Genomic DNA, 13,668 nt, shown 5'->3' on the forward strand with positions numbered 1-13,668 from the left:
CCTTTCTCAAGCAGGACTGAAGACATGACTACGAGCCGTACGCCCCGCTACCGGGGCATTTTTCCCGTCGTGCCGACCACGTTCACCGAAACCGGCGAACTGGATCTGGCAAGCCAGAAGCGCGCCGTCGATTTCATGATCGACGCGGGCTCGGACGGCCTGTGCATTCTCGCGAACTTCTCGGAGCAGTTCTCGCTCTCCGACGACGAGCGCGAACTCATCACGCGCACCGTGCTCGAACACGTGGCGGGCCGCGTGCCCGTGATCGTGACGACCACGCACTACGGCACCTCGATCGCCGCTGCGCGCAGCAAGCGCGCGCAGGAGCAGGGTGCGGCGATGGTGATGCTCATGCCGCCGTATCACGGCGCGACGTTCCGCGTGCCCGAACAGCAGATCTACGACTTCTACGCGCGCGTGTCCGACGCGATCGACATTCCGATCATGATTCAGGATGCGCCCGCGAGCGGCACGGTGCTCTCCGCCGCGTTCCTCGCGCGCATGGCCCGCGAGATCGAGCAGGTTTCGTACTTCAAGATTGAAACGCCGGGCGCGGCGAACAAGCTCCGCGAGCTGATCAAGCTGGCGGGCGAGGCGGCCGAAGGCCCATGGGACGGCGAAGAAGCGATTACGCTGCTCGCCGATCTCAACGCTGGCGCGACCGGCTCGATGACGGGCGGTGGCTTTCCGGATGGCATTCGCCCGATTATCGAAGCGCATCGCGAAGGCCGCACCGACGACGCATTCGCGCTCTATCAGAAGTGGCTGCCGCTCATCAATCACGAGAACCGCCAGGCGGGCCTGCTGGCCTGCAAGTCGCTGATGAAGGAAGGCGGCGTGATCGAGTGCGAACTGCCGCGCCACCCGCTGCCCGCGATGAATCCCGCCACGCGCGCCGAGTTGATCGAGATTGCGCGCCGCCTCGATCCGCTCGTGCTGCGCTGGGGTAAATAAATCGTTCGTCATCCAGAATAAAAAATTTCCCTGAAACGAAGGGGCGGAGATACGTCATGAAAGCGTCCTATACGTTGGGCATCGTCGGCGTGGGCAAGATTGCGCGCGACCAGCATCTGCCGGCTATCGCAGGCAATCCCGGGTTTGAACTCGTTGCGGCCGCGAGCCGCAATGCAGAAGTGGAGAACGTGCGCAACTACAAGGACATTGGCGCGCTGCTGGCCGCCGAGTCCGACCTCGACGCCGTGTCGCTGTGCGCGCCGCCGCAAGTGCGTTACGCGCAGGCGCGCGCCGCGCTCGAAGCAGGCAAGCATGTGATGCTCGAAAAGCCGCCGGGCGCGAGCGTGAGCGAAGTCGAGGCGCTGCGCGAACTCGCGCAAAAGCGCGGGCGCACGTTGTTCACCACGTGGCATTCGCGTTGCGCGAGCGCCGTGGAACCCGCACGCGCGTGGCTCGCCGCGCGCACGATCCGCGCCGTGCACGTGCGCTGGAAAGAAGACGTGCGCCGCTGGCATCCGGGTCAACAGTGGATCTGGGAACCGGGCGGCCTGGGCGTGTTCGATCCGGGCATCAACGCGCTTTCCATCGTCACGCGCATCCTGCCGCGCGAAGTGCTGCTGCGGGGCGCAACGCTGCATGTGCCGAGCGACTGCGCGACGCCGATCGCCGCTGAACTCGACTGCATCGACACCGACGGCGTGCCCGTGCGCGCCGAGTTCGACTGGCGCCACGGCCCGGTCGAGCAATGGGAAATCGATGTGGAGACAACGGATGGCCTGCTCTCGATCGCGGAAGGCGGCAAGCGCCTCGCGATTGCGGGCGAGCCGGTCACGCTCGAAGCCGAGCGGGAATATTCGGCGCTCTACGAGCGTTTTCACTGGTTGATCGCCCACGGCACCGACGACGTGGACGTACGCCCGCTGCGCCTCGTGGCGGACGCGTTCCTGCTTGGCAGGCACGTCGAAGTCGAGGCCTTTGGCCACTGAGCGCTTCTTTTATCACGATACACACGCAGCAAAACCACACCTGAGGAGACAGGAGCATGACCAGCAAGATCCGCCGCTTGACCCTTCGTGCCGCATTCGCGGCGATGTGCATCGCCCCGCTCGGCATGAACGTGGCGGCGCACGCCGACTCGCCCGTGAAGATCGGCTTCCTCGTGAAGATGCCGGAACAGGCATGGTTCATCAACGAGCAGAAGGCTGCCACGGCGCTCGGCCAGAAGGAGAACTTCTCGGTGGTGAACATCGGCACGCCGGACGGCGAGAAGGTGCTCGCCGCCATCGACAACCTCGGCGCGCAAGGCGCACAAGGCTTCGTGATCTGCGCGCCCGACGTGCGTCTCGGACCGGCCATTCAGGCGCGCGCCAAGCGCTACAACATGAAGTTCGTGACGGTGGACGACCAGCTCGTGGACTCGTCGGGCAAGCCGCTCGCCAACGTGCCGCACCTTGGCATGTCGGCGCTCAAGATCGGCAATCAGGTGGGCCAGGCGATCACCGACGAAATGAAGCGCCGCGGCTGGAAGCCGGAAGAAGTGGGCGCGCTGCGTATTACCGACTATGAACTGCCGACGGCCAAGCTGCGCACGGACGGCGCGACGCAATCGCTGCTGGCGGGCGGCTTCAAGAAGGAAAACATCTTCGACGCCCCGCAAAAGACCACCGACGACGAAGGCGGCTTCAACGCGGCTTCGCCGGTGCTCGCCCAGCATCCGAACATCAAGAAGTGGGTGGTGTTCGCGCTCAACGAAGAAAGCGTGCTGGGTGCCGTGCGCGCGACCGAGCAGCTGCACATTCCGTCGGCTGACGTGATTGGCGTGGGCATCAACGGCGCGGGCGAAGCGTTCGCCGAGTTCCAGAAGAAGCAGCCCACGGGCTTCTACGGCACGATCGCCGTGAGCTCGACGAACCATGGCAAGGACAGCGCCGAGAACCTCGTCGACTGGATTCGCGACGGCAAGCAGCCCGCCGCCGACACGCAGACCACCGGCAAGCTGATGACGCGCGAGAACTGGACGGCTGTGCGCAGCGAGCTGGGTATCTAAGGACTGCGTAGAAAGATCGACGCGATGCAAAGGGCAGGGATGCAATGACTGAAACGATGACGGATGCGAACGCGCAGGCAGCGGCGAACGCAGCGCGGGACGCAAGTGCGGGCGCTCAACAGGGGAATCGCGCGTATCTGGAGCTCGACGGCATTACCGTGAGCTTTCCGGGCGTGCGTGCGCTCGACCGCGTGGCGCTGGAAGTGCGTGCCGGCGAAGTGCATGGCTTGATGGGCGAGAACGGCGCGGGCAAATCCACGCTGCTCAAGGTGCTCTCGGGCGTGAACCAGCCGCAGGAAGGCACGCTGAAGCTAGGTGGCGTGGAGCAGCGCTTCACGACCACGAAGGCGGCGCTCGAAGCGGGTATCGCAATCATCTATCAGGAACTGCATCTCGTGCCCGAGCTGACGGTGGCGGAAAACCTGATGCTCGGGCAATTGCCCAACCGCTTCGGCGTGCTCGACGAAGGCACGCTCGTCAAGCGCGCGATGGATGAACTCCAGCGCCTTGGCGAGCGCATCGATCCGCGCACGCCGGTGAAGAATCTCTCGATCGGCCAGCGGCAGATGATCGAAATCGGCAAGGCGCTCATGCGCGACGCGCGTGTGATTGCCTTCGACGAACCGACCAGCTCGCTCTCGGCGCGCGAGACCGAGAACCTCTTTCGCATCATCAACGCGCTGCGCGCGGACGGCCGCGCGATCATCTACGTCACGCACCGCATGGACGAAGTCTATGAGCTGTGCGACCGCGTGACGGTGTTCCGTGACGGCAAGCGCATCGAAACGTTCGATTCGGTGCAGGATCTCGATCGCAATCGCCTGATTGCCGCGATGGTGGGCCGCTCGATCGAGGACGTGTACGGCTATCGTCCGCGCAAAGCAGGCGAAGTGCTCATCGAAGCGAAAGGCCTGCTCGGGCCGGGACTGACCGAGCCGGTGTCGTTCACGGCGCGGCGCGGCGAGATCGTCGGCTTCTTCGGGCTCGTGGGCGCGGGGCGCTCGGAACTCATGAAGCTGATTTATGGCGCGACGCGTGCGAGCGCGGGTCACGTCGAACTCGGCGGCAAGCGCGTGAATTTCGCCAGCCCCCGCGACGCCGTGCGCGCGGGCCTCGCGCTATGCCCGGAGGACCGCAAACAGGAAGGCATCGTCGCGATCGCCTCGGTGGCCGACAACCTGAATATCAGCGCGCGCCGCCACTTCAGCCCCGCGCGCTTCCTGCTCGACGCCCGGCGCGAGCGCGATCTCGCGCAGGACTACATCAAGAAACTCGCGATCAAGACGCGCAACGGCGATACGGCCATCGGCACGCTTTCGGGCGGCAACCAGCAGAAGGTAATTCTGTCGCGCTGGCTCGCCGAACGCATCGAGGTGTTCCTGATGGACGAGCCCACGCGCGGTATCGACGTGGGCGCGCGCGCCGAGATCTACAACCTGTTGTACGAGCTTGCGGAAGCGGGCAAGACCGTGATCATGGTGTCGAGCGATCTGGCCGAGGTGATCGGCGTGTCGGACCGCATCATCGTGATGCGCGAGGGCCGGATAGCGGGCAGCCTGCCCAAAGCCGAAGCCTCACCCGACGAACTGATCAAGATGGCGCTGCCGCGCTAGCGCGCACGCTTTTTGTTTTTTGCCTTGCCGGTTGCGCGCGCAGCGAAATGAAGCGAAGCAGCGCAACCGATCCGAAACGATGAACCAGAAATGAGTGAAGCCATGCAGCCACAGGGCACGCCTACCGTCAACGAAGCCGCCGCGCCCATTACCCCCCAGCGCGCGCGTGCATGGGACATGATCAACAAATCGGGCATCGTGGTGGTGTTCGTGGTGCTGTTTGCGGTGCTATCCGCAACGGTCCCCGACTTCCTCACGACCCGCAACATTCAAGGCCTGCTGCTCTCCGTCACGCTGATCGGCTCGATTGCGGTCACGATGATGTTCGTGCTCGCGCTCGGCGAGGTCGATCTTTCGGTCGCCTCGATCGTGGCGTTCTCGGGCGTGGTGGCCTCGACGGTCATCACGCAGTCGCATAGCGTATTGCTCGGCATAACGGCGGGCGTGCTCGCGGGCGGCGCGGTGGGGCTCGTGAACGGCGTGCTGATCGCGCGCTTCAAGATCAACTCGCTGATCGCCACGCTGGCGATGATGGAAGCGGTGCGCGGCCTCGCGTTTCTCACCTCGAATGGCGACGCCGTGATGATCTCGGAAGAGCGCTTCTTCGAACTGGGCGGTGGCTCGTTCCTCGGCATTTCGTTTCCGATCTGGAGCAATATCATCGGCTTCGTGGTGTTCGGCTTTCTGCTCAAGAAGACCGTGTTCGGCAAGAACGTGCTCGCGGTGGGCGGCAATAGCGAAGCGGCGCGCCTTGCCGGCCTGCCGGTCACGCGCATCAAGATCACGGTGTTCGTGCTGCAAGGGCTCATTACGGGCTTTGCGGGCGTGATGCTGGCTTCGCGCATGAGCCTTGGCGACCCCAAGACGTCCGTTGGCCTCGAACTCGGTGTGATCTCGGCATGCGTGCTGGGCGGCGTGTCGCTCACGGGCGGCGTGGCGACGATTTCGGGCGTGCTGGTGGGCGTGCTCATCATGGGCGCGGTGCAGGATGCCATGAGCCTCATGAACGTGCCGACGTTCTATCAGTATCTGATTCGCGGCGGCATTCTGCTGCTCGCGGTGCTGTTCGACCAGTTCCGCCGCAGCAAGCGCGCGGTGTGAGACGGGCAGCGGTTTTGATTCGCATTGGTTGCGGGTGAGGCTTCAAAAAAAATGGATCTGTCGGCAGGGCGTTTCCTGGAGCGAACGGCGTGGCTAGCATGCTGGAGCGCTGTCAATCACGGCTTCAGGAACCCCGACCGATGCAGTTACATCCACCCGCTGGCATGGCACGACGTGACGCTTTGCGCGGTCGATACGATCAACGTGCCGCTCGCCGCTCGCGCGCTCGACAAATCGCTGTCCTGATACGCTTTCGGCGACGCCATCCTGTTCACGGACGTTATCGTGCCGACGCAAGCGCGCATGGCGACCATCGATCGCCTGCGCTACCGAAGACACTGGAGTGCCCGGGCGTTTCTTGAAGGCCTCGTGCGCATCGGCGTACAAGGCGAGAATGCACGGCACTACGCGAACCTGTGCGAAAGCGCGTGAACGGTCTTCCGGCGCAAGCGAGCTTGTTTGTCATCCGAAGTTTGCAAGCATCGCTTCAGTGTGCCGAAGCGGCACGAACGATGCGCGCGTAGCGCTTCAGATCCACGCATCGCGGTGCAACGCCGCCATTGATGCCATTCGCATAAAGCGCAAACTGCGCGCGCCGCCTTTGTTCGCTGGCGTACATTCTCGGCGCGCGTTCGCGGTGTAGTTTTTTCTTGCAAGATCCCCCAACAGTCCCGCCTTACGCAACTGGGATTCCGCGCTCCGCGCCGCTCGGCTAGTCGCTTCGTGCACAGATTCTGTCGTCAGGCAGACCATTCAGGCAATGAAGTCGCGCCGTCATTTTATAGAGGATGCCGAAATGGTGGCGAATGGCGATTTTTCTCAATCCCTGCCGGTCGGAACGCATGCCTTCGATTGTGTGACGCCTGTGTCTTCCAGTGCGGCTTCAGGTATGAAGGCAGCCGGTTTCGGCGCCTGCATCCGCTATCTTTCGCGCTCGGAGACGCAGGGGGCTGTCGACCTGAGTTCCAGCGAGGCCAATGCGGTGCTCGGCGCCGGTCTTGCGCTCGGCGTGGTGCAGCACGTGAGCGCCGAGGGCTGGTCGCCTTCCGCAACGCTAGGCGCGACCTACGGAGCGAATGCGGCCGGCAATGCCCAAGCGGTTGGCGTGCCGCCGGATGTGACGGTATGGCTCGATCTCGAAGGCGTGAACAAGGCCGTGGGTTCCGGCGACGTCATCGCCTATTGCAACGCGTGGTTCGCAGCGGTCAAGAGCGCCGGTTATCAACCCGGCATTTACGTGGGAGCCAACTGCGGCTTGACGGGCGATCAGTTGTTCTGGAATTTGCAGACGCAGCATTACTGGAAGTCTGGCAGCACGGTACCCACGCTCCCCGAGCGCGGCTATCAGATGACACAGCGCATTACCGCAGCGCCAGACATGCTGTGCGGGCTGAACATCGACAGAAATCTGGCGCTTGCAGACAGCCTGGGTGGTCAGGCGACATGGTGGTGCCGCTGAGCGACAACGTTCGCGTTGCATGAATTGTTGAAGTGGATATTTAGTATGACTGCGTAATGGGAGAGAATCTCATGATCGCGAAAACGAAAGAGGAGGCGAACCGGGAGTGGGCGCAGCGCCTGTTCGCGGAAACGCACTGGTTAGCGAGGGGGCGGCTGTGGCTGCTGGTGCTCGTTGTGATCTTCGTGAACCTTGCGGGCGATGCCATTGCGTTGTTCGCCGTGAACTTGCCGAGCGCGCGCATGTCGTCTACGTCTGCAAGTACGGGTGCTGTTGCCGGCGATGCAGCGAAATCGAAAGCCGAAAATGCAGGGCAGAAAGCCGAGAACGCGCCTGCGCTGCAACCCGCGAAGGTCGCGTCCCAGACACCGCCCGCAGGTGCGCCGAAACTGGAAGGACGTTCGCACCGGTTCAGGATCAAGGTATGGCCGCTGCCGACCTTTCTGCTTGCGGCCCTGACCACGGCGCTCGCGTCGGCGCCGTTCGTCGCTTTTCTCACGCTCGGCTGGTATGTGCGCTATCGTGAGTTTGAGAATAGCCTCAAGTGCGCAGCGCTTTCTGCGTATCTCCAGCGCTTCTGGTCAAAGTGGCTGATCGATGCGATCAATGGTGCATTTCCGGGCACGATAGCTTCGACCTCGGCAACCACAAACGCCGCGCCGTCACAAGGCGACAGCAAGGATTGGCGCGTCCAGGCCGATAACAACCTCCAGCTATGCGACCAGTTGTTTTCGCACATCTACCACCAGCAATACGGTCTCGGGCCTTTCGTGCCGCCGTATTGCATTCTCGTCGTAATGGTCTATGCAGCGTCCGCGATTGTGGGTTGGGTTTATATGTGCGCGCCGTGCGGCAGCGCGAGCGCAGCCACCTGCCTGTTTGGATTGACCGTGCCGGGCATTCTGGCCGCGTTCGGCGGCGCTTTTTTCTTTGTCGCGAGTGATTCCGTTCTTGCGGTGAGGCGCCGCGCGCTCAACGTTTCGGATATCTACTGGTATTCGCTGCGGCTTCTGCTCGCCATTCCGTTCGCATTGATAGCGGGCGCGATTGACAGCGCAGGCACGGGGGCGACGCTGCTGACATTCGTCATCGCCACCTTGCCGCTAGGCGAGATTGTGAAGCAGGTGCGGCGCGTAGCGGCAAAGAATGTGACGACCTTTGAGGCGGAAAAGGATCAACCCGATCAATTGTTGAATCTGAGCGGCGTGACGAAGTCCGTTTCGCAAGCGCTGCAGGTCGAAGGCATCGAATCGATCGAGCAGGTGGCGTCGGCGGATCCCGTCACACTCTCCATTCGCACGGGGTTTCCGTTTCGCTTCACATTGCGCCTGGGTTCGCAAGCGATCGTGCGCCGTCATTTAGGGGACGACGCCGCGAAACTGCTGCCAATCGGTTTGGGCGATGTCGTACCGATCTATCTGCTCGTGCAGGCAATGGACGGCAAGGGATCGCCCGCCATCCCCTTGCCGCCTGGCGCCGTGCCTCAGCCCGACGAGAAGGACCTCGTCATCACGAACGCCGCCGCGCGCCTCTTTCCCAATGACGTCCCTGCGCAGCGCGAGGCCATTGTGAAGATGAAATTCCGCCAGATCGCGGCCGAGGAGTACACGCTCATGCTGGCGAAAATCACGCCGCTCGACCCCGCCCTCTAACGCACGGTGAAATTCGAAGGAGACGACCATGTCTTTTGACTACCCGTTGGCCGTCCTGCAGCCAGGCGACCTGAACAATTCGCGCGGCGACGTCCTCACCGAATCGACGTGGCGCTTCCTCGCGCAAGGCGACTCCTGGTTCTCCATTGGACAATTGCCGCCCTGGGCCACTTCGAACATCCTCTTCAGCCTGCGCTTGCCGAACAGCGCGGCGGCGCTTTCGCTCGCTTCGCCAGGAAAGACGCTCGCGCAAATGGTGGATTGGACCCGAGAGGTCAAGTTCGTCACCTACCTGGCGGGCGGAACGCTCTCGTACAAATGGGATGCCATTCTGCTCTCGGCGGGCGGCAACGATCTGTTCGACGCAATTCTGACGTTGCCGACCGAAACCGATCCCGTGAGAGCGGCAGTACGCGTGCTTCAGGCGCCCAATCTCGTGCCCGCGGGCACGGATGTGAAGCGTTACGTGAGAAGCGCCGGGCTGAGCGCGTTTTTCAACCTGCTGGTGGGCTACTTTGCGCAGATCGTGGCCAAGCGCGACGACCCGAAAAGTCAGTCCGCAGGCGTGCCGATTTTCGTGCACACCTACGATTGCCCACAGCCGCGCGACGCGCAAGCCGGGCCCGGTGTCGGCCCCTGGCTCGCACGCGCGTACACCGCTTATCAGATTCCGGCCGTGGACTGGCTGCCGCTCACCACGTATCTGATTCAGCAATGGGCGCAGTTCCTGGCGTCACTGAACGGTTTGCTCGCGGCGAGAGGTGTGGCGAACGCGAACTTCCGCCCGGCCTATCTGATCGGTACGCTGAACCCCGCGCCGGCAAGTTCGCGCGGGCCGACGGGCGACTGGGAAAACGAAATCCACCCGTCGCCGCAAGGCTACGCGAAGCTCGGCATGGCGTTCGAAAAGCAGATCAACCTCGCGTAGCCCTCGAATCAGGTTTCCAGTCCCGCTCCGCCCAGAATCGATTTGGCATCGGCGCGCGCGTTGTCGAGCTGCACGACGCTCGCTTGCCGTGCCGCGAGCGCGTCGCCATGCTCGATGGCCGTGAGAATTGCCTTGTGGCGCGGCAACGAAAGCGCATGCGTGTTGGGATGGCGGCTCGTGAGTTTGATCGACTCGGAAAGCGCGAGCGAGAGCATGTTGCCGATATACGCCAGCATGTTGTTATGCGTGGCGGCCATGATCGCGCGGTGGAATTCCAGGTCGGGCTCGAGCAGGTCGGCGGCGGTTTGCGCCTTTTCCATGCGCGCGTACGCAGCGGAGATGCGCACGCGGTCTTCGTCGGTGGCGGAAATCGCGGCAAGCGCCGCGGCGGCGGGCTCGATGATCTGCCGCACGGTCATGAGCGAGCGGAAGAACTCGCCTTCGGGAATGCTGTTGACGGTCCAGTACAGCACGTCGGGGTCGAGCATGTGCCATTCTTCGCGCGGCCGCACCACACTGCCCACGCGCGGCTTCGATACCACGAGCCCTTTGGCGACCAGCACGCGCGTGGCCTCGCGCAGCACAGGGCGGCTCACGCCATAGGTTTCACACAGCGTGGGTTCTGCGGGCAGGCGCTGCCCGGGGGCGAGCGTGCCACCCACGATCTGCATGCCGAGCTCCTGCACGATGCGCGCGTGCATGCTCTTGCGTTTCTCTAGATTGCGGTAATCCATGATTGTCCGGCCGGGGGCTACCCGATCGGAGCGTCCCCCTGTTTGTAGAGCCCTTTACGCGCTGGTGGCGCGCATGGCCCGATATTCCCGCCGCACGATGTCCATCAGTTCAGCCACCGATGTATTGGCGCTGTGCTGTTCGTATGTCACGCGGCCTCGCTGCATCAACATGATGCGATCCGCTATATCGAGCGTCTGCGCATAGTTGTGCATGATCATGATAATCGATAGGCCGCCTTTTTCCTTCAAACGCATGATGAGATCGATGATCAGACCCGCTTCCCGTGCGCCCATCGCGGCGAGCGGCTCATCGAGCAGGAGGATTTTGGCGTTCGAATGGACGGCGCGCGCCACCGCGATGGCCTGGCGCTGGCCGCCCGAAAGCCGCTCCACAGGCAGATCCACAGAAGGCACGTGCACGCCGATGTCGTCGAGCAGTTGCGCCGCACGCGCACGCATCTGCTTGTGGTCGAGCAGTCTGAAGGGGCCGCGCCGCACGATCTCGCGGTTCAGGAACATGTTGTGATAAATGCTCAGCGAATTGGCGAGCGCGAGGTCCTGATAAACGCATTCGATGCCGAGCGAGCGCGCATGATCCACCGAGCGCAGCAGCGTTTCGGCGCCGTCGATCTGCAGCGTGCCGCTTGTCTGCTGGTGAAAGCCCGTGAGGATTTTCACGAGCGTGGACTTGCCCGCGCCGTTGTCGCCGAGAATGCCGAGGATTTCGCCGCGGCCGAGCGTGAGCGAGACGCCGTCGAGCGCCGTGACCGCGCCGAAGCGCTTCACGATGTTGTCGCCGCGCACGGCGAGCGGGGCGTCGGCTGTGGCGCTTGCCCCGCTCATACCGGCCGGGGAGGCTTGCGATTCGTCCATCATCGGCTCCCTTTGCGGCGCAGGCGCCCAACGTGGATGTTGAAGATCATGGCCGCGAGAATGGCGGCGCCAAGAATGATGTTGAACGTGAATGCGTTGATGCCGATGAGGGTAAAGCCGTCGTTGAGAATGCCGAGCACCGCCGCGCCGATCAGGCCGCCCACGATCGTGCCCGAGCCGCCCGTGAGCGGCGTGCCGCCGATCACGGCCGAGGCCACGGCGAGGAACATGATCTGGTTGCCGCCGGCCTGCGGGTCGATCGAGGTGATGCGAAAGCCTTCCAGAATGCCGGTGAAGCCCGCGAGCACGGCGGCAATGATGAAGTTGCCAAGGCGCAGACGGTTCACATGAATACCGGCTTCGCTCGCGCCGAGCGGATTCGCGCCCGCCGCCTGCGTATGCAGGCCCCAGCGCGTGTGCCGCAACAGCACGTGCATGGCGAACGCGATCGCCACCGTCCAGAGGATCTCGCTATAGCCCCACGCACCCATGAAGGCCGCGAACTCGGGCGAGCCCGGCGTCTGCACCGGCGTGCCGCGCGAGACCGTGAGCGTGATGCCGTTGATGAGAAAGAGCGTGCCGAGCGTGGTGACGAACGAGGGCAGCCGCAGCCACACGGTCACGGCGCCATTGACGAAGCCGATGATCGCCGCGGCCACGAGCCCCGCGATGACAGCGAGCCACATGGGCGCGCCGGCGTCGTTGGCGAACACCATCATGAACGGCGCGAAGGCGAACACCATGCCTGCCGAGAGATCGATGTCGCCGCCGATCATCAGCATGATTTCGCCGAACGCGATGATCGCCACCGGCGCGATGAACTGCGAGAGGTTGACGAGACTCGCGTTGGTGAGCAGAAAATCGCGGTTGGAAAATTCGAAGTACGCCGCGAGGATCATCGCTACGAGCAAAATGCGCAGCTCGGGCGCCCACGCGGAGAGCCATTGCCCGCGCGGGCGGGCAGCCCGCGCGGAGACTTCTGCCTTGCCGGTTTCGTTCACAGAGTTCATTACGCGTCGTTCATTGCCCGTGGGTCGTTACGACTTGATCCCGCCGCTCATCGGCACGATTTGCGGCTTGGTGGTCTTGCCTTCGTAACGCGTCGAGGTATTCAGGTACGGCTCGACGGTGTCCTTCGTCACGAACTTCAGGCCCGTGTTCGTATCGGCCGGGCCGACCAGGCCGCCCGATGCGAGCGTCACGAACGCCTGCATGACCGTATAGAAGCCCTGCACGTACGGTTGCTGGTCGATCGTGAAGTCGAGGAAGCCTTCGTGAATGAGCTGGACCGTCGTGGGCAGCAGGTCGAAGCCGCCGCCATGCACACCCTTCGCGGGCAGGTTCGATTCCTTCATCACCTGTGCCACGCCCTGGGTGCTGCCCGCGTCCACGGCGAACATGCCCTTCACGTCCTGGTGGCCGAGATAGAACGACTTGATCTTCGAAAGCTCTTCGTTGACGGTCGCGCCCGTGGCCACGGTCTGGATGTCGATCTTCTTGCCGGACTTCTTGATGGCGTCGCTCGCACCGTCCAGGCGCGGCTGGATGTTGAGCTGGCCGGGCGTGGCGATGAAGAGCGCAACCATGCCGCTGTCGATGAGGCTCACGATGCGCTCGCCCATCTGGTAGCCCGAGAGATACAGGTCCTGGCCGATATAGGCGAGGCGCGGATTCTTCTTGCCGCGCGGCGCATCGGCGTTATAGGCGAAGACCGGGATGCCCGCGTCGAGCGCCGCCTGAATGGGCTTGTCGAAGGCGGTGGGGTCGACGATCGGCACCGCGATCGCGTCGGCTTTGGCCGCAATGGCCGAATTCACGGCGCGCACCATTTCGCCTGCGTCGGACGTGGCGGAGCCTGTCCACTGATAATCCATGTTGAGCAGCGAGCAGGCGTCCTGAATGCCGTATTGCGTCGGCACGAAGAACGGATTCGTGGTGACGTGATTGACGAACACGATCTTCCACTTCTTGTGCGAAGGGAACCCCGATTCGGCCGCCTGCGCCGTGGAAATCAATCCGCCGCCGCCCACGGCGCCGAGCAGCGAAAGCGCCGCGCCCAGTCCCGCACCCTGCATCAGGCCGCGCCGGCCCGTGTCGATCAAGCTCTTGCCGTCTTTTGCGTCATCCCGATCCTGCGCCATGTCTTCCTCCGGTCTTGTCTTCGTGGTCGATGTAGTCGACTTTTCGTCGAAAAGCGTGCAGATACTGGCCAGTACCGGGGTTCGCGTGCGCATGGCGCTCATTGAATCGAGTCATCACGCGCGAGACATCCGTAGCGAACGCGGGTTCGCCGGGCGCCGACGGTAC

The 13,668-nt window shown here is 63.4% G+C and carries 14 protein-coding genes; 10 read left to right on the top strand and 4 right to left on the bottom strand.

Features of this window, described 5'->3' with window-relative positions; translation table 11 throughout:
• Nucleotides 1–24: 24 nt before the first annotated feature.
• The 10 genes from U5A52_RS25450 to U5A52_RS25495 all read left to right on the top strand — a co-directional run bounded on the left by U5A52_RS25450 (nucleotide 25) and on the right by U5A52_RS25495 (nucleotide 9,754).
• Nucleotides 25–954, top strand: a complete 930-nt coding sequence (locus U5A52_RS25450) for a dihydrodipicolinate synthase family protein (protein WP_321914063.1) — start codon at nucleotides 25–27, stop codon at nucleotides 952–954.
• Between the two features lie 56 nt (nucleotides 955–1,010).
• Nucleotides 1,011–1,940: a Gfo/Idh/MocA family oxidoreductase gene (locus U5A52_RS25455; protein WP_321914062.1), complete on the top strand. Its 930-nt coding sequence runs from the start codon at nucleotides 1,011–1,013 to the stop codon at nucleotides 1,938–1,940.
• Nucleotides 1,941–1,996: 56 nt separating this feature from the next.
• Nucleotides 1,997–3,001: an arabinose ABC transporter substrate-binding protein gene (locus U5A52_RS25460; RefSeq protein ID WP_321914061.1), complete on the top strand. Its 1,005-nt coding sequence runs from the start codon at nucleotides 1,997–1,999 to the stop codon at nucleotides 2,999–3,001.
• Nucleotides 3,002–3,045: 44 nt separating this feature from the next.
• Nucleotides 3,046–4,614: an L-arabinose ABC transporter ATP-binding protein AraG gene (araG, locus tag U5A52_RS25465; RefSeq protein WP_321936670.1), complete on the top strand. Its 1,569-nt coding sequence runs from the start codon at nucleotides 3,046–3,048 to the stop codon at nucleotides 4,612–4,614.
• 90 nt (nucleotides 4,615–4,704) lie between these two features.
• Complete coding sequence (araH, locus tag U5A52_RS25470; RefSeq protein WP_321936671.1) at nucleotides 4,705–5,715, top strand: L-arabinose ABC transporter permease AraH; 1,011 nt, start codon at nucleotides 4,705–4,707, stop codon at nucleotides 5,713–5,715.
• A 51-nt stretch (nucleotides 5,716–5,766) separates the two neighbouring features.
• Nucleotides 5,767–5,961, top strand: coding sequence for a hypothetical protein (locus U5A52_RS25475; protein WP_321936672.1), 195 nt, complete (start codon nucleotides 5,767–5,769; stop codon nucleotides 5,959–5,961).
• A gap of 57 nt (nucleotides 5,962–6,018) precedes the next feature.
• The gene (locus tag U5A52_RS25480) at nucleotides 6,019–6,147 is read left to right on the top strand and encodes a hypothetical protein (protein ID WP_321914057.1); all 129 of its coding nucleotides are present in this window, start codon (nucleotides 6,019–6,021) and stop codon (nucleotides 6,145–6,147) included.
• A gap of 457 nt (nucleotides 6,148–6,604) precedes the next feature.
• Nucleotides 6,605–7,174 (top strand): glycoside hydrolase domain-containing protein, encoded by a 570-nt coding sequence (locus tag U5A52_RS25485; protein WP_321936673.1) that lies wholly within the window; start codon nucleotides 6,605–6,607, stop codon nucleotides 7,172–7,174.
• A 71-nt stretch (nucleotides 7,175–7,245) separates the two neighbouring features.
• The gene (locus tag U5A52_RS25490; RefSeq protein ID WP_321936674.1) at nucleotides 7,246–8,826 is read left to right on the top strand and encodes a hypothetical protein; all 1,581 of its coding nucleotides are present in this window, start codon (nucleotides 7,246–7,248) and stop codon (nucleotides 8,824–8,826) included.
• 28 nt (nucleotides 8,827–8,854) lie between these two features.
• The gene (locus tag U5A52_RS25495; protein ID WP_321936675.1) at nucleotides 8,855–9,754 is read left to right on the top strand and encodes a hypothetical protein; all 900 of its coding nucleotides are present in this window, start codon (nucleotides 8,855–8,857) and stop codon (nucleotides 9,752–9,754) included.
• An 8-nt stretch (nucleotides 9,755–9,762) separates the two neighbouring features.
• Here U5A52_RS25495 and U5A52_RS25500 read toward each other — a convergent pair whose 3' ends face one another.
• From U5A52_RS25500 to U5A52_RS25515, 4 genes are read right to left on the bottom strand one after another with little or no spacing between them, the layout of a single operon-like run.
• The gene (locus tag U5A52_RS25500) at nucleotides 9,763–10,488 is read right to left on the bottom strand and encodes a FadR/GntR family transcriptional regulator (RefSeq protein WP_321936676.1); all 726 of its coding nucleotides are present in this window, start codon (nucleotides 10,486–10,488) and stop codon (nucleotides 9,763–9,765) included.
• Between the two features lie 54 nt (nucleotides 10,489–10,542).
• Nucleotides 10,543–11,361 carry an ATP-binding cassette domain-containing protein gene (locus tag U5A52_RS25505; protein WP_415765805.1) on the bottom strand — a complete coding sequence of 273 codons (819 nt, stop codon included), beginning with the start codon at nucleotides 11,359–11,361 and terminating at the stop codon, nucleotides 10,543–10,545.
• Nucleotides 11,361–12,371 carry an ABC transporter permease gene (locus tag U5A52_RS25510; protein WP_321914051.1) on the bottom strand — a complete coding sequence of 337 codons (1,011 nt, stop codon included), beginning with the start codon at nucleotides 12,369–12,371 and terminating at the stop codon, nucleotides 11,361–11,363. The genes U5A52_RS25505 and U5A52_RS25510 overlap by 1 nt, the downstream gene beginning before the upstream one ends.
• Before the next feature lie 27 nt (nucleotides 12,372–12,398).
• On the bottom strand, nucleotides 12,399–13,502 hold the full coding sequence (locus U5A52_RS25515) for a sugar ABC transporter substrate-binding protein (protein WP_158763405.1): 1,104 nt from the start codon (nucleotides 13,500–13,502) through the stop codon (nucleotides 12,399–12,401).
• Nucleotides 13,503–13,668 lie beyond the last annotated feature (166 nt).

Origin of the sequence: Paraburkholderia sp. J8-2, from assembly GCF_905220195.1 — a bacterium.
In the GTDB taxonomy this organism is placed as follows: Bacteria; Pseudomonadota; Gammaproteobacteria; order Burkholderiales; family Burkholderiaceae; genus Paraburkholderia.

Coding starts and splice junctions, on each gene's coding strand:
- U5A52_RS25485 (WP_321936673.1), top strand. CDS start 6,605: ATGAAGGCAGCCGGTTTCGGCGCCTGCATCCGCTATCTTTCGCGCTCG.
- araG (WP_321936670.1), top strand. CDS start 3,046: ATGACTGAAACGATGACGGATGCGAACGCGCAGGCAGCGGCGAACGCA.
- U5A52_RS25450 (WP_321914063.1), top strand. CDS start 25: ATGACTACGAGCCGTACGCCCCGCTACCGGGGCATTTTTCCCGTCGTG.
- U5A52_RS25455 (WP_321914062.1), top strand. CDS start 1,011: ATGAAAGCGTCCTATACGTTGGGCATCGTCGGCGTGGGCAAGATTGCG.
- U5A52_RS25490 (WP_321936674.1), top strand. CDS start 7,246: ATGATCGCGAAAACGAAAGAGGAGGCGAACCGGGAGTGGGCGCAGCGC.
- U5A52_RS25460 (WP_321914061.1), top strand. CDS start 1,997: ATGACCAGCAAGATCCGCCGCTTGACCCTTCGTGCCGCATTCGCGGCG.
- U5A52_RS25480 (WP_321914057.1), top strand. CDS start 6,019: ATGGCGACCATCGATCGCCTGCGCTACCGAAGACACTGGAGTGCCCGG.
- U5A52_RS25495 (WP_321936675.1), top strand. CDS start 8,855: ATGTCTTTTGACTACCCGTTGGCCGTCCTGCAGCCAGGCGACCTGAAC.
- U5A52_RS25505 (WP_415765805.1), bottom strand. CDS start 11,361: ATGGACGAATCGCAAGCCTCCCCGGCCGGTATGAGCGGGGCAAGCGCC.
- araH (WP_321936671.1), top strand. CDS start 4,705: ATGAGTGAAGCCATGCAGCCACAGGGCACGCCTACCGTCAACGAAGCC.
- U5A52_RS25510 (WP_321914051.1), bottom strand. CDS start 12,371: ATGAACTCTGTGAACGAAACCGGCAAGGCAGAAGTCTCCGCGCGGGCT.
- U5A52_RS25500 (WP_321936676.1), bottom strand. CDS start 10,488: ATGGATTACCGCAATCTAGAGAAACGCAAGAGCATGCACGCGCGCATC.
- U5A52_RS25475 (WP_321936672.1), top strand. CDS start 5,767: ATGGATCTGTCGGCAGGGCGTTTCCTGGAGCGAACGGCGTGGCTAGCA.
- U5A52_RS25515 (WP_158763405.1), bottom strand. CDS start 13,502: ATGGCGCAGGATCGGGATGACGCAAAAGACGGCAAGAGCTTGATCGAC.